The sequence below is a fragment of the Lacticaseibacillus camelliae DSM 22697 = JCM 13995 genome (assembly GCF_001436615.1).
Lineage (GTDB): Bacteria > Bacillota > Bacilli > Lactobacillales > Lactobacillaceae > Lacticaseibacillus > Lacticaseibacillus camelliae.
In genome coordinates, this window is sequence record NZ_AYZJ01000028.1 from 18,119 (window position 1) to 36,515 (window position 18,397).

Annotated in this window: 15 protein-coding genes; 8 read left to right on the forward strand and 7 right to left on the reverse strand. The window is 56.4% G+C overall.

Annotation, left to right across the window (positions count from 1 at the left end; all coding sequences use genetic code 11):
* Positions 1–191: 191 nt before the first annotated feature.
* The 4 genes from FC75_RS05490 to trpB form a co-directional block, all read right to left on the reverse strand.
* Positions 192–659, reverse strand: a complete 468-nt coding sequence (locus FC75_RS05490) for an acyl-CoA thioesterase (RefSeq protein ID WP_054661559.1) — start codon at positions 657–659, stop codon at positions 192–194.
* 6 nt (positions 660–665) lie between these two features.
* Positions 666–2,954 carry an RNA polymerase recycling motor HelD gene (helD, locus tag FC75_RS05495; RefSeq protein ID WP_054661562.1) on the reverse strand — a complete coding sequence of 763 codons (2,289 nt, stop codon included), beginning with the start codon at positions 2,952–2,954 and terminating at the stop codon, positions 666–668.
* Positions 2,955–3,177: 223 nt separating this feature from the next.
* Positions 3,178–3,903: a tryptophan synthase subunit alpha gene (gene trpA, locus FC75_RS05500; protein ID WP_054661565.1), complete on the reverse strand. Its 726-nt coding sequence runs from the start codon at positions 3,901–3,903 to the stop codon at positions 3,178–3,180.
* A complete protein-coding gene (gene trpB, locus FC75_RS05505) occupies positions 3,896–5,086 on the reverse strand; it encodes a tryptophan synthase subunit beta (RefSeq protein WP_056989346.1) in 1,191 nt (396 codons plus the stop codon). The genes trpA and trpB overlap by 8 nt, the downstream gene beginning before the upstream one ends.
* A gap of 515 nt (positions 5,087–5,601) precedes the next feature.
* Here trpB and FC75_RS05510 point away from each other — a divergent pair.
* From FC75_RS05510 to FC75_RS05535, 7 genes are all read left to right on the forward strand, one after another.
* Positions 5,602–7,425 carry a monovalent cation:proton antiporter family protein gene (locus tag FC75_RS05510; protein WP_056989347.1) on the forward strand — a complete coding sequence of 608 codons (1,824 nt, stop codon included), beginning with the start codon at positions 5,602–5,604 and terminating at the stop codon, positions 7,423–7,425.
* A 93-nt stretch (positions 7,426–7,518) separates the two neighbouring features.
* Complete coding sequence (locus FC75_RS05515; protein ID WP_054661571.1) at positions 7,519–8,424, forward strand: proline-specific peptidase family protein; 906 nt, start codon at positions 7,519–7,521, stop codon at positions 8,422–8,424.
* Positions 8,425–8,507: 83 nt separating this feature from the next.
* A complete protein-coding gene (locus FC75_RS12450) occupies positions 8,508–9,461 on the forward strand; it encodes an aminoglycoside 6-adenylyltransferase (RefSeq protein WP_082623115.1) in 954 nt (317 codons plus the stop codon).
* A 97-nt stretch (positions 9,462–9,558) separates the two neighbouring features.
* Positions 9,559–10,221, forward strand: a complete 663-nt coding sequence (locus FC75_RS05525; RefSeq protein WP_054661577.1) for a histidine phosphatase family protein — start codon at positions 9,559–9,561, stop codon at positions 10,219–10,221.
* Between the two features lies 1 nt (position 10,222).
* Positions 10,223–10,780, forward strand: coding sequence for a TetR/AcrR family transcriptional regulator C-terminal domain-containing protein (locus FC75_RS05530; RefSeq protein WP_056989348.1), 558 nt, complete (start codon positions 10,223–10,225; stop codon positions 10,778–10,780).
* 89 nt (positions 10,781–10,869) lie between these two features.
* Positions 10,870–11,004: a hypothetical protein gene (locus FC75_RS13125; RefSeq protein ID WP_263849526.1), complete on the forward strand. Its 135-nt coding sequence runs from the start codon at positions 10,870–10,872 to the stop codon at positions 11,002–11,004.
* Between the two features lie 55 nt (positions 11,005–11,059).
* Positions 11,060–12,790 (forward strand): oleate hydratase, encoded by a 1,731-nt coding sequence (locus tag FC75_RS05535; RefSeq protein ID WP_225350620.1) that lies wholly within the window; start codon positions 11,060–11,062, stop codon positions 12,788–12,790.
* A 120-nt stretch (positions 12,791–12,910) separates the two neighbouring features.
* On the opposite strand, the gene FC75_RS05540 is transcribed toward FC75_RS05535, so the two are convergent.
* The 3 genes from FC75_RS05540 to FC75_RS05550 form a co-directional block, all read right to left on the reverse strand.
* Complete coding sequence (locus tag FC75_RS05540; protein ID WP_054661585.1) at positions 12,911–13,435, reverse strand: hypothetical protein; 525 nt, start codon at positions 13,433–13,435, stop codon at positions 12,911–12,913.
* A 202-nt stretch (positions 13,436–13,637) separates the two neighbouring features.
* Entirely contained in the window at positions 13,638–15,446 is a 1,809-nt protein-coding gene (locus FC75_RS05545) for an FtsX-like permease family protein (protein WP_054661588.1), read from the reverse strand.
* A gap of 12 nt (positions 15,447–15,458) precedes the next feature.
* Positions 15,459–16,217 carry an ABC transporter ATP-binding protein gene (locus tag FC75_RS05550; protein WP_054661591.1) on the reverse strand — a complete coding sequence of 253 codons (759 nt, stop codon included), beginning with the start codon at positions 16,215–16,217 and terminating at the stop codon, positions 15,459–15,461.
* Between the two features lie 310 nt (positions 16,218–16,527).
* On the opposite strand from FC75_RS05550, the gene FC75_RS05555 reads away from it, so the two are divergent.
* Positions 16,528–18,177 carry an APC family permease gene (locus FC75_RS05555; protein ID WP_056989349.1) on the forward strand — a complete coding sequence of 550 codons (1,650 nt, stop codon included), beginning with the start codon at positions 16,528–16,530 and terminating at the stop codon, positions 18,175–18,177.
* Positions 18,178–18,397: the final 220 nt, after the last annotated feature.

Sequence of the window (18,397 nt, forward strand, 5' to 3'; positions counted from 1 at the left end):
CCCCTGACTTTAAATTGCGCTTTTAAAGGTTGTGATAGCGCTCACATACGTCTTAGCACACCCGTTCTCATCCGTCAAAATGGGTTGTGAACGTGTCATCGTGTCGTATTGAAGCCAACGAAAACAAAAAACGTGCCCTCAAAATGAGGAACACGTTGCTATGGCCAAAACCGTTGTTGGTGCCATCAAAATTAGTCAATCGGGATCTCGGGCATCGCCGCTCGGGCGGCTTTATTGGCAGCGGTCCGCGCTGCGTAACCCGCCTGAAGCTGCTGCCCCAGCGGCGTATCCGCCTCAAGGGTCGGCAGCTGGCTCCCTTTTTCCACGACAAAAGTCATCAGGCTCCACGCGGCCAGGTACTGCTCGCCAGTGTCCAAGTCCTCACCCACCATGCGCGTGAACACTTCGATCGACCGGTGACCATACCCGGTGACAAAACTTTCGTAGGTCAACGCGTGACCAATCTGCACAGGGCTCACGTACACCATCCGGTCCAGCGAGCCCGTGACCATGTGGCTGCGCGCAAAGCGGTGCGCGGAGATGCTGGCAGTTTCGTCCAGCCACTCCAGCGTTTGACCGCCAAAGAGACTGCCGTGCTCGTTCATCTGGCCCTCAAAGATCCGGTGGGTCGTGGTAGAAATCGTTTCAGACATTTTCATGCAGGATCACTTCGTTTCGTAAAGATCCATCGGCACGTCGGCAAGCAGTGGTGACAATGCCGGACTGGCAAAAATCGTCAGGCGGTGCATCGCGCGGCTGGCGATCGTGTACAGCAGCTCCCGCTCGTCTTCGTGGTGGAACATCGCCGCATTCGCCTGCCACAGCACGACCGCATCAAACTCGAGCCCTTTGGCCAAGTATGACGGGACAATGATGACACCGGCGGCAAGCCGCTGATTTTCGGAACGGATCAAGGTCGTTTGGACCCCTTGGTCGAGCAACGTATGATGCAGCTTTTCGGCCTCTTCAAGGGTCTTGGCGATGATGGCCGTCGTCTGCTTGGCGGCGTTATCGATCTTGATCTGGTCCTGCAACGCGTTGATCAGCGCCGCCTCGTCCTGGCGCACGTACACCACGGGCAACGGTCCCTGACGATCGAAGGCTTCGATTTTCTGACCAGACTTCAAAATGGCCTTGGTGAACTCGGTGACCTGCTTGGTCGAACGGTACGAGCGGGTCAGCTGGACCACGCGCGTTTTCTCCGGGTCGAACAGCTTGGACACGTCGGCGATCAGCGAGTGCGAGTTCTCCTTGGTGAAAATGGCCTGGTTCAAATCACCGAGTAGCGTGAACTTGGCCTTCGGGAAGCTCCGCTGCAGGTACGCCAGCTGATACGGTGTGTAGTCCTGGATCTCGTCGATGAAGACATAGCGCATCTCCCGCTCGCCGTGCCGGCCGGTCATCAAATCGTACAAGTAGATGTATGGGGTGGCGTCTGCGATTGCCAGCCGTCGCGCCTTGAACTCGGTGACGAAGTGGTCGACCTCGGCCGCCCATTCGCTTTCGGTCAGGTCAAACTGACTGAGGTCCAGGTAGTGTGGCAGCTCACGCAGGAAGTTCACGTACTGGCCGCGCACATTCAGAAAGTGGTTGCGCACAATGGCCTGCTGAATCTCGCCAAAGGCCTGAATGACGATTTTGCGCGCGAAGAAGCTGTACTCGGCGTCGCTGTCCTTGAACTCCTGCGGGCCGTCTTGCTGCAGGTCGCGCAGCTGTTCCTGCGACAGGTTCTGGACCGTGTCTTGGACCCAGTCCGCCTTCATTTCACTTTTGACTTTGCGGTTCAGCATGGAAATCAGCCGGTTTTTAGTCGCGTCCAGTCGGTTACCCAAGTGGTAGTTTTCGTTGTAGGAATAGAAAATGTCCTCGATCCGCTTACGGGAAATGAAGACCTTGTCGCGGAACCGGATGTCGCGGAAACGCATACCAGATTGTTCAAGGGACGCCGTGTACTTGCTGGTCGCCTGAAAAAAGGCCAGGCTCGCCTTGAGCGTCTCAATTTTCTTCTGGCTCGGCGTCAGCTTCGCCTCAAACTGCGAAAACAGGTCCTGGACCTCAATGTTCGGCACACGGCGCGTCACGTACTGATAAAACGTGAACTGTACCATGTTCTGCTCACCCAGCTCCGGCAGCACATTGCCGATGTAGTCGGAGAACAACTGGTTCGGCGAAAACATTATCACTTGGCTGGATGACAGGTTGCCACGATACCGGTACAGCAGGTAAGCCACACGCTGCAATACTGCGGATGTTTTCCCAGAACCGGCCGCCCCTTGCACGAACAGCAGATCTGCCGTGGTGTCGCGGATGATCTGGTTCTGCTCGCGCTGAATGGTGGTGACAATGCTCTTCATCTGGGTGTCCGACTTTTCGTTCAGGACCTCCAGCAGCATCTGGTCGCCGATGGTTTCCGTGGTGTCAAACATGGTTTGGATCTTGCCATCCGCGATCACGAACTGGCGCTTCAAGGAAACGTCCACGGTTTGCGGCCCGTCCGGCGTCTGGTAAGTAACGTGACCCAACCCACCATCGTAATAGATAGATGAAATCGGCGCGCGCCAGTCGTAAATTTCAAACTTACCCGCGGCGTTCGTGAAGGAGCCCAGGCCGATGTATATGGTCTCGGGCTTCTCCTGGCCCTCTTGAAAATCGATTCGCGCAAAGTACGGGCTCTTCTTGAGCCGCCGCACTGTCGCCAGCTGCAGGGTCGACTGCTTCCAGGCATTGCTGCGTTCATCGAGCATCTGCTGCTGCTGTTGAATGCTGGCCGCAGTTTCGATGGTCTCGGCATCGTTCGTCAGGTTGATCTTGGTATCGGCAAAGAAGTTCTTGTTCAGGTTGGTTTCCTCGGCCTTTGTCCGTGCAACCTCCGCACTCAGCCTGGTGTCCGCCGCTGCCAATTCCTTCATTGTGTGATCAAGATGCGCCTGTTCGAGCTGTTTCTGATCTGCCACGCAAGGGCCCCCTTAAGGTAAAATAATCGTTGAACAATCATACCACTCGCACGGCGCCACTGCAATGAAAACAGCCCCTCACCCCCCTGGCCCCCAAGCCCAGATTTTTACTGAGTTAACGCCAATAAAAAAGGAAGCCGACTGACGCGTCGACTTCCTTATTTGATGATTGGTGAAGATGAACGTCTAGTGTTAGAGGCGGTCATGGCTGGATCAGCGCTGCCTACTTGACAGCGTTCAAATACTTAATGGTGCGTGCCGTCACCTCGGCCGGCTCGGTCAAGCCAACGAACGCCTCTGTCAGCTGCACCCCGGCGACCTTTTGCGCCAGGGTCTTGATGGTATCCGGATCATCACTAGCGGTATTGATCACAATGGGCAGGGCAGACGCCGCGTGGACCGCCCCCAGTTCTTGGCCCAGCAGTGGTTCAGGCAGTGCAGGAAACAGGGTCAAAAAGCCAACGGCCGGCTCGACCACGGTGGCAGTGCGGTCCGGACTGGCCGGGCCGACGATTGTGATGAAGTCGACCCCCGCCTTGGCGAGAAACGGCGCAAACAGGTGTGCCTCTTCGTGCGGCATGTCGGGTACAATCACCCCGGCAACGTTGAGCCCCGCTGCCTTGTTGGCAAAGGCCTCAAACCCATACACAAAGGCAATGTTGGTATAGGTCACCAGCACGATTGGAACAGCCGTTTGCGCCCGAATCGCAGCAATGGCGTCAAACGCTTCGGGGATGCTGATTCCACCATCTAGGGCGCGCAAATTGGCAGCCTTGACTGCTGGCCCATCTGCGACCGGGTCGGAAAACGGCAGCGCCAATTCGATCAGTGGTGCCCCGGCTGCCGCTTCAGCGACGACATTCGCGACGGTGGTTTTCACGTCAGGATCACCGATGACTTGAAACGGGATCACTGCTTTTTGCTTGAAAATTTCTGTCATGTTAGTCATTGAGATTGACCCCCCGATAATCTGCGACCTGGGCAACGTCTTTGTCGCCGCGGCCCGACAACGTGCAAATAATGATTTGGTCTGGGCTCATGGTCTTAGCCAGCTTACGAGTGTAAGCCACTGCGTGTGAGCTTTCGATGGCCGCGATAATACCTTCCTTTTGCGCGATGTACTCAAACGCCTGCACCGCCTCCTCGTCGGTAATGCCAACGTAAGTGGCGCGACCGCTCGCCTGCAGCGCAGCGTGCTCAGGCCCGATGCCCGGATAGTCAAGGCCAGCTGAGATCGAGTAGACCTTCGCGATTTGACCGTCCTTATCCTGCAGGAACTTGGAAGCCATGCCGTGGAAGATCCCGTCGGAACCGAGCTCCAGCGTGGCGGCGGTTTTACCGGAAGCCAGGCCCTGGCCGCTGGCCTCGGCGCCGTACAGCTTGACCTCGGGGTCGTCCAGATAGGCGGCAAAACTGCCGATTGCATTGGACCCCCCGCCGCAGCAGGCCACAATGGCATCTGGCAGGCGGCCTTCCGCCTTAAGAATCTGCTCTTTGGACTCGGTCGAGATCACGCTTTGAAATTCGTGGACCATGGCCGGGTATGGCGCCGGGCCAACCGCCGAGCCAATCACGTAGAAGGTGTCCTGGGTGTGCTGCGACCAGTCAGCCAGCGCGGCGTTGACGGCATCCTTCAGCAGGCCTTGACCATCAGTGACAGGCACCACTTTGGCGCCGAGCAGCTCCATCCGAAACACGTTCAGCTTTTGTCGCTCGGTATCTTCTTTGCCCATGAAAATCTCACACTTCATGCCGAACAGGGCAGCAATGGTGGCCGTGGCCACGCCGTGCTGGCCCGCGCCAGTTTCAGCAATCAGCCGCGTCTTGCCCAGTTGTTTGGCCAAAAGGGCCTGCCCGATGACGTTATTGATCTTGTGGGCGCCGGTGTGGTTTAAGTCCTCGCGCTTCAGGTAAATCTTGGCCCCACCGATGTCTTCAGTCATGCGCCGCGCATAATACAGCAGGCTGGGCCGACCGGCGTAATCGTTCAGCAGCCGGTGAAACTCCTTTTGGAAGTTCTCATCCGTTTTGCAGGCCTGAAACGCCTCGTTCAGCTTCAGCAGCTCCGGCATCAGCGCCTCAGGGACGAACTGACCGCCGTACTGCCCAAAATGTATGTCTTGTTGTGCCATGTGAATCTCTCCTTTTTTGTTGGAAAATATTTGCCAACAAAAAAATCCGCCCCAAACCAGCCGACATGACTGATTAAGGACGGATTGACTCCGCGGTGCCACCTTAATTGCGCGCTGCACAAACAGCGCGCCCCTTGACGAAGGGCCAACACCCTTCCGGTAACTGACGTATACCTCACGTACAGACTGACTTGCCTTCAAGCCCCGGTGCCGCAACGGAATTGCGGCACCTACGCTCTGGCTTTTGGTCTGTCCCTCAGTGGTCCATTTAACTGCCTGCGTTCGACGACACTCTCAGCTGCGGTCGCTCTCTGTGCGTGCACGACAATCTTGATCTCCACTTCAACGGTTTAGGACGAATTATTTTGTTACTGCGAGTCTAAGGCCTCGCTCATGAAACGTCAACCGCTTTCACATAATTTTTTTAATTAACCGAAGCCCGGCTGGTAGGCGGGACGCAAACGCCCCTCACTTGCGGTAAAATGGTCACAAATTCGGGTTGCTGGAGGTCCGCCATGCAAAGTATTTCATTACTCGTCGTCCTGTTTGCGGCGCTGCTCACACCGCTTCTGATGGCCAAGTTCAACATTCACAGTCTTCCCACCGCGGTCGCCGAAATCATCGTCGGCATCATTTTGGGCAAGAGCCTGCTGGGCTGGGTCATCAGCAATGACGTGCTTGAAGAGCTGCGCACCCTAGGCGTCATTGTCCTGATTTTCCTATCCGGGATGGAGATCGATTTTTCGCTGTTCAAACCCCAAAAGCACCGCGACGGTAAAATCGGCGTCGCACCGCTCGCCTTTTTGAGTTACGGCAGCATTGTCGTCATGGCGCTGCTTGTCGCCTGGGTGCTCGACCTGATTGGCCTATATTCGCACATCGTGTTCGCGGCCATTATCTTTGCCACCGTCGCGCTAGGCGTCGTCATCGCCGCACTGAAGGAAAAGGAGCTCCTGAGCAAGCCCTTTGGCCAAACCATGTTACTGCTGGCGGCGCTGGGCGAAGTCCTGCCGCTGATTGCCCTGACGGTTTACCAGAACATCAACGGAACGTCTTCGCGCAGCGTCTGGCTGCTCCTGCTAATTTTCTTGGCGGCCATCTTCCTGCTGCTGCGGTTCCGCAAGCCTTACCAATGGTTTGCGGAAATTGATAAAAGCACCACGCAGCTGGACATTCGCCTCGCCTTTTTTCTGATCGTGACACTGGTCACCATCGCCGAGTCCGTCGGCGCCGAGAACATCCTGGGCGCCTTTCTCGCCGGCATGGTCATGAAGCTGCTGCGGCCGCGCGAGGAAACCGAAGACAAACTGACCAGCATCGGCTACGGCTTCTTCATCCCCATTTTCTTCATCATGACCGGCGCCAACATGAACCTGCGCGCGATGTTCAAAGACCCTGCAAGCCTGGCGCTGATCCCAGTGCTGCTGGTCGGCTTTTTCGCCGCCAAGGCGCTGCTCCTGCCGCTGCTATTGACCCGTTTTCGCAAGCACAACGCGCTTGCCGGCACACTTCTGACCTCGACCACGATCACGTTGGTCATTCCGGCACTGTCGGTGGGCAAAAGCCTCGGCATCATCAGCAGTACCCAAAGCGCCGCTTTCACGCTGGCCGCTGTCATCACCTGTATCGTCAGTCCGATCCTGTTTAATACCTTCTACGTTGCGGAAAAAGATGACATCAAAAAGACGCGTGTCCACATCATCGGTGCTAATCTCATGACGGTGCCAATCGTTCAGCAGCTCTCCAAAGGCTTGTATGACGTGCAGCTTTACACAGATGACCCCGTCAAGTTCAAGACTTATAACTCCGAGGCGCCGGTCACGCTGTTGAGCGACGTGACCGCACCGACACTGCAAGCTGCTGAGGTGTTTGACGCCGATATCATCGTTCTCGCGCATTTTGATGAGGACAAAAATTTTGCGGTCGCGGAACTCGCGCTGGCCGCCAAGGTCCCACGTATCATCGCCCGTTTTGACGCCAAAAACGCCACCGATGCGCGCTATGACGAACTCGCGGCCCAAGGCGTCGAAGTCTACAACACGTTTGAGACCAACATCGCGATGCTGCGCAGCCTGATTGAAACCCCATCGACCCTGAAGATCCTGCAGGATACCACGGCCGGGATTTTCGAAATTGTTGTCAACAACCGGCGCTTTGCCGGCTTGGAGGTCAAGAACCTGCCATACGTCAACGACATCACCATCAGCCAGATCTTCCGCGGGGACCACTTTATCGCCCCGCACGGCGACACCCAGCTGCATCTGGGCGATCACATTATTTTCTCCGGCGACAAGGCGCAAATCGGCCAGATGCGGGCCGAATTCGAAAAGGTCAACTAGCCTGACTTGGCGTCAAAACGCTTGTTGACCAGCCACCATGCGCTGGCCGAAAGTGATAGAATGAGATTAATCTAAGGAAATGCGGTGACCACGATGAAGCAAGGAACCACGATTATTACGCTTGATAACGGCTACCACCTTTGGACCAACACTCAGGGTGAAGGCGACATTCACCTGCTCTGCCTGCACGGCGGCCCTGGTGGCAACCATGAATACTGGGAAAATTTTGGCGAGGAACTCAAGGACCTCGGCGTTCAGGTTCACATGTACGACCAGCTTGGCAGCTGGTACTCCGATCAACCGGACTACTCGGATCCGGAAATCGCGAAAAAGTACCTCACGACCGACTACTTCCTGGGCGAAGTCGAGGAAGTGCGCCAAAAGCTTGGCCTGGATCATTTTTACCTGATCGGCCAGAGTTGGGGCGGCGCCTTGACCCAGCTATATGCGCTGAAGTACGGCGAGCACCTCAAGGGCGCCATCATTTCGTCCATGATCGACAACATCGATGAATACGTCGAGCACGTCAACTATGTGCGCGAAGAGTGCCTACCGCCCAAGGCCGTCAAGTACATGAAGAAGATCGAAGCGGAAGGCAACTGGAAGGATGCCCAGTACCAGAAGTACGTCGACGTCTTGAACCGCAGCTACGTTGACCGCAAGCAGCCGCCTGCCATTTCGCACTTGATTGACACCACTGGCACCCCAGTGTACAACGCCTTCCAAGGCGACAACGAATTCGTGGTTACCGGCAAGCTGAAGGACTGGGACATTCGCGACCAGATCCACAACATTAAGGTGCCAACTCTGTTGACCTTCGGCGAGCACGAAACCATGCCGCTTCGCTCGGCTCAGCGCATGGCTGAAGACATTCCGCACGCGCGCCTTGTCACCACGCCGGATGGCGGCCATCACCACATGATAGACAACGCGCCGGTTTACTTCGCGCACCTGAAGCAGTTCATCAAGGATGTCGAATCCGGCAACTTTAACGACTAAGTCATATTGCCAGCCCTTTGCGGCTGGCTTTTTTCGTCGCAGCAAAGCGCTATAATGATGGCAAAGTTTAACGGAGGCACAATATGGCAGACATCGATACAATTATTGACCGCGCGGAAAAGGACCCGAATATCGTCGCCATCGGCACAGAAGGGTCCGGCAATGATCCGGCCCAGGCCCCTGACAAGTGGACCGATTTGGACGTCACGCTGTTCGCCAGCGATCCTGCTCAAGTGGACGCCGAGGCCTGGGTCAAGGCGCTGGGCGAGCCTCGGCTGGTGCAGCACCTGCACGACACGCACCTGTTCGGTCCTGGCACTGGCGCTTGGGAATCCTGGCTGACCCGCTACCAAGGGACGCGTCGGATCGATTGGAAAATCGCGCCGGCAGCTGACGAAGCCGCGTACCTGGCCGCCGACCACTTGAACACGATCATTTGGCGGCAGGGTCAAGGCCGCGTCAGCCCACGTGCCACTGATGCATCCAGCCATTTTCTCACGGTGCCGACGCAGGCGGACTACGAAGCGACCCTCAATGAAATCTTCTGGATCGCCGGCAATGTGATCAAGGGCCTTTCGCGCAACAACCTGCTTTACGCCAATGAGCAGTTCAACGCCCACCTGCGGCCGCAGGTGCTCAAGCTTTACGCCTACCGGGAAACGCTGGCACAAGATGGCCACTTTGACCCAGGCGTTAACTTCAAGAATGTCTGGTCCAAGCTGGCATCCTATGAGCAAAATCAACTCGCTGCCACATACGACCAAAGCAGCCGCGCGGCGACTCTGGCCAGCCTGAAAAACTGTGTAGTCATCGTCGAAAGCGTGGTGGACGAGTTTAACGACGACCAGACTCTGCTGCGACCGGCCTGGATCGGCCCCGCCGACGCTCAGGTCACCAGCTGGTTCTTCGACCTGACCGCACCGCTGAACGCCGAAAAAAAAGCCCAAGAAGCCGCGGCGGCCAAGCAGAAGGAAGAAATTGCTAAGCGCCACGCCGCCAAGCGTGCCGCGTATTACGAAGGCGAGCAGCAGAGATAGTTCGATCCAAGGGACGGCCGCCAGCCGCCCCCCCTTTTTGGCCTCGGCGGAAGCTTGTGCTGTGGTAAACTTGAGGTAAATATGACGGAGGTGCGCCATGAAAACAGTTACCGTTTACCTGGTCCGGCACGGCCAGACCTGGTTCAATAAATTCAACAAGATGCAAGGCTGGTCGGACTCGCCACTGACGGAAAAAGGCATCGCGGATGGCAAGCGTGCCGGCGCGGCCTTGCGCCACGTCACGTTCACGCACGCTTACTGCAGCGACACCATGCGCGCTCGGCGCACGGCCGGCTTCATCCTCGACCAGAATTTCAACAGCAACGTTGAACTCACCGAAACCCCACTGTTTCGCGAGCAGTTCTACGGTTACTTCGAAGGCGAGGACTCGCCTAAGACCTGGTACGCGGTCGGCATGCCTCACGGTGTCCCCACCTTCAAGGAACTGATTGAGAAATTCGGCGTCGACGCGACAAAGGACTTTATGCACGAGGCTGATCCCTTCCACGACGCCGAGGACGCGCTGACTTACTGGAACCGGCTGCAAAAAGGCTTCAAGCTGCTGCGCGACCAGAACCAAAACGGTGACAATGTCCTTCTGGTCACCCATGGGACAACCATCCGCAGCATCATCGACAAATTTGGCAAAGCGGACGGCTGGGTGGTCACCGATTCGCCGCGCAACGGTTCCATCTCGCGCATTGCACTCACCGACGAAGGCATCAAGGTGCTCGGCTACAACGAGCTCAAGCTGGTCTAAGATGGCCACTGACACAACCAAGCGCCGCCTTGCTCGCACCCTGCGCGAGATGATGGCCACTACGGCGCTGGAGCACATCACGATCAGTGCGCTGACGAAGAAGGCCGGGGTAACGCGCAACACGTTTTACTACCACTTCGAGGATATTTATTCCCTGTTGGCCTGGATCTACGAGCAGGAAATCATTGTCCAGATGGCAAAATACGCGCAGATCACCGAGTGGCAAAAAGCGCTGCGCATGCTGCTGGATTACATCGACGACAACCGTTCTTTCTGTGTGGCCTCGTTCAACTCGGTCGGCCGCGATCTGCTGGAGCAGCTGCTCGCGACCGTCGCCGAATCCCTGGTCCACCGAGTCGTGGTGGACGCCGATTCCAACCTGCCCAAACCGCTGACGGATGATATCTGCAACTTTTACGGGCTGGCCATTGTGGCACAAATCATTCAGTGGCTCATGAAAGGGCTGGCGGAGCCCAAACAGGCCATCGTCCATCGCTGCGACATCATGCTGACCGGCGCGGTCCAAAACGCGATCCACAACGCGAATACATTACATTGAGATTTTTGGGCAATCCCCCCGGGTTGCCTATTTTTTTGCGCTGCTTTTCCCCATACACTGTAAGCGTAAACAGAAAGGTGGTCCATCTGATGAAAAAGAAAACACTACTGTTTGGCCTGGTTGCCGGCGTTCTTGCCGGTGCGACCGCATACACCTTGAAGAAGCTGGACTGGTTCCATGACGATGCGAAAGATTACGCGATTTTTGAATCGCAGCGCCGGTGATAGTCGCGCTTCGGGCAGGCAACGCAAGCGTGGCTAGCCGGCCCACTAAAATCACCTGTCCGACGCAGCTCAAACGAAAGGAAGTTTTCACATGATCAAACATAAAGCAGTTATGATTGGTGCCGGCCTGGCCAATATGGCCGCGGCGGTGTACCTGATTCAAGAAGGCAAATGGAACGGCGACGCCATCACCTTCTACAGTCTGGACGACCACGGCTCCAACGACGGCAGCGCCGCCACTGACCAGGCCGCAGAATACTGGAACAAGGAGCACCCGCTGGACAACACCAAGGGCTATATCGCCCGCGGCGGCCGCATGCTGAACTACCGCACCTATGTGGATCTGATGGATCTGCTGAGCCGCGTGCAGTCCGTCACCGAACCCGGCATGACCGCAGCCGAAGACACGCGCGATTTTGACAGCAAGCACCGCACCTTCGACAAGGCCAGGCTGTTGCGGCGCGGTGAAGGCATCATCAACGCCTCGCACCTCGGCCTCAACAACCAGGACCGGATGCTGCTGACCAAGCTGGTCATGATGCCGGACAAGGACGAGGAGCAGCTCGACAACGTCACCATTGCCGACTACTTCCAAGACGACCCACACATGTTCACCACCAACTTCTGGTACATGTGGGAGACCACGTTTGCCTTCCGCACGCAGAGCAGCGCGCAGGAGCTGCGGCGTTACATGCACATGATGCTGTATGAGTTCACGCAGATCGAGCACCTCGTCGGCGTCAACCGCACGCGCTACAATCAGTACGAAAGTATCATGATGCCGCTGATCAAGTACCTGCAGGGCCAAGGCGTCAACATTGTGCTCGACAAAATCGTCTCTGACTGGACGTTCAAGGACTCCAAGATGCAGGACGAGATCACCGTCACCGGCCTTGAAGTCACTGATGCTAACACAGGCGACGTTGAACATGTCGATGTTGATGAGGACACGGCGGTGATTTTCACCAACGGCTCCATCACTGACTCGGCCACCATTGGCGACTACCACACCCCGGCCCGCGAGAACATGGACTACGGCATCGCCGCCAGCCTCTGGAAAAAGGCCGCAAGCCGCTTCTACAACTTGGGCAATCCGGATAAGTTCTTCGCCGACCGCGATGCCTCCGAGTGGGTCAGCTTCACCCTGACCACCAATGACCACCTGCTGCTTAACGAGATCACGCGCATCACCACGCAGGTCCCAGGCAACGCCCTGAATTCATTTCTGAGCACGGCGCCGATCACGCCTCTCGGCCAGCCCGATGTCAACATGTCCATTGTGGTGCACCACCAGCCGCACTTCACCACGCAAAAGCCAAACGAAAGCGTCATTTGGGGCTACTTCCTGTACCCGCGCCGCACCGGCGAGTTCGTGCAGAAGCCGTACATCGAAATGACCGGTGAGGAAATGCTCAAGGAGCTGCTCGGCCAACTCTCAATGGTCGATCCAGGCCCAATCAACATCAAAGAACACGAGCAGGCAATCATGGATTCGGTAATTAACTGCATTCCCGTATACATGCCGTATGCCTCGGCGTTATTCAACAACCGCGCCAAGGCTGACCGGCCGCTGGTTATTCCGGCCCACTCAACCAACCTCGCGTTCACCGGTGAGTTCGCCGAGCAGCCGTACCAGATGGTCTTCACTGAACAAAGTGCCGTCCGTTCCGGAGAAATCGCCGCTTACCACTTCGCCGGCATCCCGATGAGTCATTTGGTCAAAACGCCGCGGTACGACAAGGACATCCCCACCCTGCTGCGGGCCACCAAGAAGATGTTCGAATAACCCCGCTGGTTTGGGGGAACCAACTGGCCCAATTACCGGTCGTCATTGTGACGGCCGGTTTTTTGTGGGGTTTTGCACCACGAAAAAAGCGGTCCTCATCACGAGAACCGCCGCGCTTGATTACAGAAATTGAGGATGGAACTTGAAGCTGATCTCAGGGTCTGGCGCCAAGTCGGTCAGACTGAGGTGGAAGGCGTTTTGCCGGTCAAACCGCTTGGTGTTGCCGGCCACAAAGATGTAGACATCCTTTGTGTTGATCTCAAGCTGCAAGGTTTCGCCGTTTTCGATCGGCAGGCACTGGGCAAAGCCGTTGAGCATCACGTACACCGTCCCACCTAGCCGATTCTTCTCGCGGGTGATGGTCAGGGTGTGTGGCACAGTGAGCCGCTCTTCAGCGCTCGCGTCGTGCGGCTGGGCATCAAACCGCCGGCCGCAAACCAGGCACTGCACCTCGATGGGTTTAAAGACGACTGGCTGCACCGAATCGTCTTCCATCACCATATCCATCCGCAGCTTGCGGTGCGCCAGGCGAACCGGCACAAAATGGTCGGCCCCGCAGTGCGGGCAGGAAAGCCCAGCCAAACTTGGATATGTGATCGCACCAATATCATCAATTGGCGCGAACGCCATGTCTTGCGAAATCATGATAGCCCCCCTGACTCGCCGTATGCGAGCCGCCGTAATTTGAAAACGAGAGCTAGCATACTGCTTGCCTCTGGCAATGTCAAGCATTCGGCTCAGGCCGCACCAGAACGGGGCTTTTGGCCACTTTCTCCCCATCAAAAAAGGCGGCTAAACAGTCGCCTTTCTAAAGCTAGCTGACCGTCCGAACGAGCCCTAAGCTGCCTCAGTCCGTGGCGATATCTTTTTGGATGACGATGCGTTCATATAGCCACACCGTCAGAATATAGTAGATGGCGTACAGTAAGATGAACAGTCCAAATGGCAGGGCCAGGTGCGCGTATGGTTCCTGCAGCAGCCCAACGAACATCTTCAATCCAAACAGCACGTGGATCACACCAAGCAGGCCGGGGAACAAGAACAGCGCCCCGATTTCCTGCCGCACGGATTTGCGCAGCAGGCCTGGCCGCACCCCAATCTTTTGCAGCATCAAGTACCGGCTTTGATCGTAAGACGCACCGCTGAGGATCTTGAACATCAGCGTCGACGCGAGCATCGCCAGGAACGCAATGCCAAGGAAGAAGCCCATGAACGCCATGCCCGAGAAGGCCCCGTTGATCATGTCGTAATAAGTAAATTTCTGGCCGTAAACGGCGCTGCTTTGCTTACCGTACTGCGCAATAATCGCCTTGTTCAGCGCCGCCAACTGATCATAATTGGCCGTGAAATCATCCAATCGCCAGGTGTGTGCCGTGGCGACCGGACTGTCCAGCTTGGCAAACGCCGAGGCGCTCAGGACAGCAGGCTGCTTGCCTGCGACTTGCTTGGTCATAAACTGATCAAACTGACTCTCGTAATCACCGGCCTCCTTGGCAAAGTTCGCGCCGGTAACTTTGGTGTATTGCACTGGGCCGCGACCGTACTGTGCAAACAGCAGTGGGTGCTGATCCAGCTCGGCGGCATTAAAGTAGATGTGCTTTTTGTCCTGTTTGAGGTGGTAGTTGACCTGTGCCTTGACCCCGGTCAGCCGCTTGGCCTTGGCCAGCGTGGCCGCGTTGGGATCCACCACCACGGCATCGTAGCCATTCTGCTTGGAAGCCAGGTCCGGAATGTCATGCTCGAATCCCAGCCCCACGGTAATGGCCCCAAGCGCCAGCGCAAAGAGGATTGATACCACTGCCAGGATCCGCGTGTAGTCACGAATGCGAAAGCTCAGCTGACTCAGCGTGAAGGTGTGCAGTCCCTTGGCCGCAAAGCGCTTGTTTTTTTTCAGCAGTCCAATTAGCCAAACCAGCAGAGAATTGAACAGAAAGTACGAACCCAGCACAATCGCGACGAGTGCGATGGCAATGCCCGCCAGTACCAGCTTGGCCAGCTGACTCATCGCCCAATAGCCAATCGCCAGCAGCACCACCGCCAAGACCGCCTGAACTCCAAGCACCCACTTCTTCGTCTTGAGCCGGTTCGGCGTCGTCGCCGCGTGCAAGAGGTCTAGCAGCGGCGTTTTGAGCAGATTGTGCGCATTGATCAGCGCCCCGACCACAAACATGAGTAGGAAAAAGACAAACGTCCACAGAATCGCCGGTGGCCAAACGACCGAAAAGTGCGTTGCCGGCGCGTGCAGCTGAGCCATCAGCACGTGCCCGGCCACGCCGGTCAGGCCCATGCCGACCAGAATTCCGGCCACGGCAGCCAGCACGCCAACCGTCACGGTTTCAATGAAGATCAGCTGGGCAATTTTGCGACTCTTGGCGCCCAGCATCATGAACATGGCGTAATCGCGCTGGCGCATGCTCATCAGAAAACTGTTGGCGTAGACGATGTACACCGTCGTGATGATCACGAGCAGAATCTCACCAAAGCCAAAAATGAACGAGGTCATCCCCACCATGGTGTTGGCGGTCAGAAACGCCTTGTTGGTCGCGAGGCTGAGAAACATGTAGAACACGGCGCTGCCGATCACCAGTCCGGAGAACAGGACCGCGTAATCGCGAAAGCGGGAACGAATCCCGCCGAGAGCTAATTTGCGTAACATCTTCCCGCCTCCTTACTGCTGGAATGTGCCCAGGGTCGTCAAAATCTCTTGGTAGAACTGCTCTTGCGTCTTTTCGCCGTGCACCAGCTCCTGGCCGATCTGGCCATCCTTAATGAACAGGATGCGCTTGGCGTAACTTGCCGAAAACGGATCGTGGGTGACCAACAAAATTGAGACGTGCTGCTGCTCGTTCAGCTGCGCCATCGTGTTCAGCAGCTCCCGGGCGGACTGGGAGTCCAAGGCCCCGGTCGGCTCGTCGCCAAACAGGATCGCCGGCTGCTGCACCAAGGCGCGAGCGGCCGCGACGCGCTGCTTTTGACCGCCGGACAGCTCTGTTGGGTAGTGGTCGAGCACAGCATCGATGCCCAAAGTCTGGGCGATTCGGGTCACGGCTGCCTGCTGCTGCGCACTTTTGACGTTCTGCAGCGCCATCGGCAGGGCGATGTTTTCGCGCGCCGTCAGGTTCTCAAGCAGGTTGAAATCCTGAAAAATGAACCCGACCCGCTTGGCCCGAAAATCGGACAGCTGGTTACCTCGCAGCGCGGTGACGTCCTGGCCGTTGATCGCGACGCTGCCGGAGGTTGGCCGGTCCAGCGTGCTTAAAATGTTCAGCAGCGTGGTTTTCCCAGAGCCGCTGGCCCCCATGATGCCGACAAATTCACCGGGCTGTACATCAAACGTGATGCCTTTCAAGGCCTGGTACTGCTTTTCGCCGCGCTTACCATAAGTTTTGGTGACATCCTTAACGCTGACGACTGGTTGCTCTGCCATGTTGATTCCTCCATTTGGGGCGAGTGCCCCCTAATTTGTCCATGCCAATATCGTAACGTAAAACGCCTTGCTGTGACCTTACGTTTTACGGCCGAACGCTAACAACTCTGTAAGTTGCTTAACCATTTCTCAACATATTTTCTGAAATGGCCTAGAATTTTCTGAAAAGTCGGCTAGAATTAATCAATAGTGTCATAAGTAAACTATGCGCCAGTACCGCACAGTGCACGTGAGGAGAGTGGTCATGGCTCGCAACAAAGCCCCCGGCCCTCAGCTTGTCGAACGTTACTGACAACTGAGGAGTAATCATATGAATAATGAATTAGACGAAAAAAATCATTACATTCCGTGGTTCATCATTGCGCTGATGGACTTCGTCACCGTTATTGGCTTTGACGATATTATTTATAATTTCCGTAATCAGGGGCTGGTCGCCCTTTTCACTTGGGTGCTGATGACGTTCTTTTACGTCATCCCGTACAACCTAATCGTCGCGCACATGGGGTCGACCTTCTCTGACGAAGGCGGCGGCATCACGTCCTGGATGCGCCGGACCAATGGCGACACGGTCGGCTACTTTGCCGGCTGGTTCTACTGGATCACGGAACTGCCTTACGTCGTGGATGTGGCCAATTCAGTCATCATTTCCGCCGGCTGGATCCTCAACGGCGACGGCAACATCCAGTCCCACATGGGGAACGCGTGGTTCGGAATTCTGTCCGCCTTCGTGTTCGTCGTCTTCATCTGGCTCGAGCACCTGTTCAAGAACAAGTCGCTGGAGGTCATGTCCACCATCGGCGGCATCGCGATGTTCGGGATGACGGTGATGTTTGTCATCATGACGTTCGTCGGCCTGAAACAGGGCCGGCCGATTGCCACGCACCCGTTCAACCTGCAGGCGTTCATGCCCAAGCACTTCTGGTCCTTCCGCTTTCTTTCCACGTTCGGCCTGTTCGTCTTCGCGATGAACGGTTCGGAAATGGCAGCCCCTTACACGGGCAACATGAAACACCCGAGCCGCGATTTTCCCAAGTCCCTGAAAATGATCGCCATCATGACCATGTTCCTGACCCTGTTTGGCACCTTCAGTCTGGGCGTTTACTTTAATGCTCACCACCTGCCAAACGACCTCAAAATGAACGGGAACTACTACGCGTTTCAGCTGATTGGCCACCAGTTCGGTCTGGGCAACACACTGCTCTACACCTTCACAGTCACGCAGCTGCTGTACGACCTGGCGCAACTGGCCATTCTGCTGGACGGCTCGACCCGAATCTTCCTGGCCGACGTGAACAAGCGCTTCCTGCCCAAGCAGTTGACTAAGAAGAACAGTGACGGCCTGCCGATCAACGGCTACTGGCTGACCACCGCGATTTGCGGCGTCATTATGGCCCTGGGCGGCCTGCTGCCGAAGATCAACGACATCTTCAACTGGCTGCTGGATCTGAACGGCATCGTGTCACCGTTTGCGACTTGCTTCCTGTTCTGGGCGTTCATGATGCTGCGGCGGCACTCCGACCGGTTTAAAACGCCGGAGTACACCTACATCAAATCTGACAAGCTCGCCTTCTTGGTCGGCCTGTGGATGTTCAGTGTCACATTCATCCTAGCGGTCATGGGCTTTTTCCCGACCGACTCTGATCCCAAAACCTTTGCGACCATGCTAACGTTGAACTTTGCAGTGCCGGCCGGCATGATCATCCTCGGCTTCATGATGCCCTGGCTCACTAAGCGGCAACAAGACCGCGGCACTGCGTTCGGCGTGCGCGGCTGGCAGATCATCACCATCCTGCTCGCCATTGGGGCCGTGGGCGCGGTCAGCTATGGCATCGACGTGCGGCTGTTTGCCGGACTTGCGACCCTGCCTAAGCTGGGGTTGGTCATCGTCGCCGACCTTGTGGCAGTCGGCTTGGTCCTTTTGATCACGCGCAACGGGCGCAAAGGCGTTTCCGCCGCCTAAACCTGCACATTCATGCAACCCCTCAAGGGCACGCCGCCAATCGACAGCGTGCTCTTTTTGCGTTGACTTCAAGTATGACCAGACCATTTTTCAGCAGTCTGAGCCATTAGCGGACACTCGGAAGCCCGATAAACCACACACGTAATTTTGGGTGTTTACTGAAAACTAATATAGGGTAAAATGGGTAAGACAAAATTGTCTGACTTGGAGGAGCCCTATG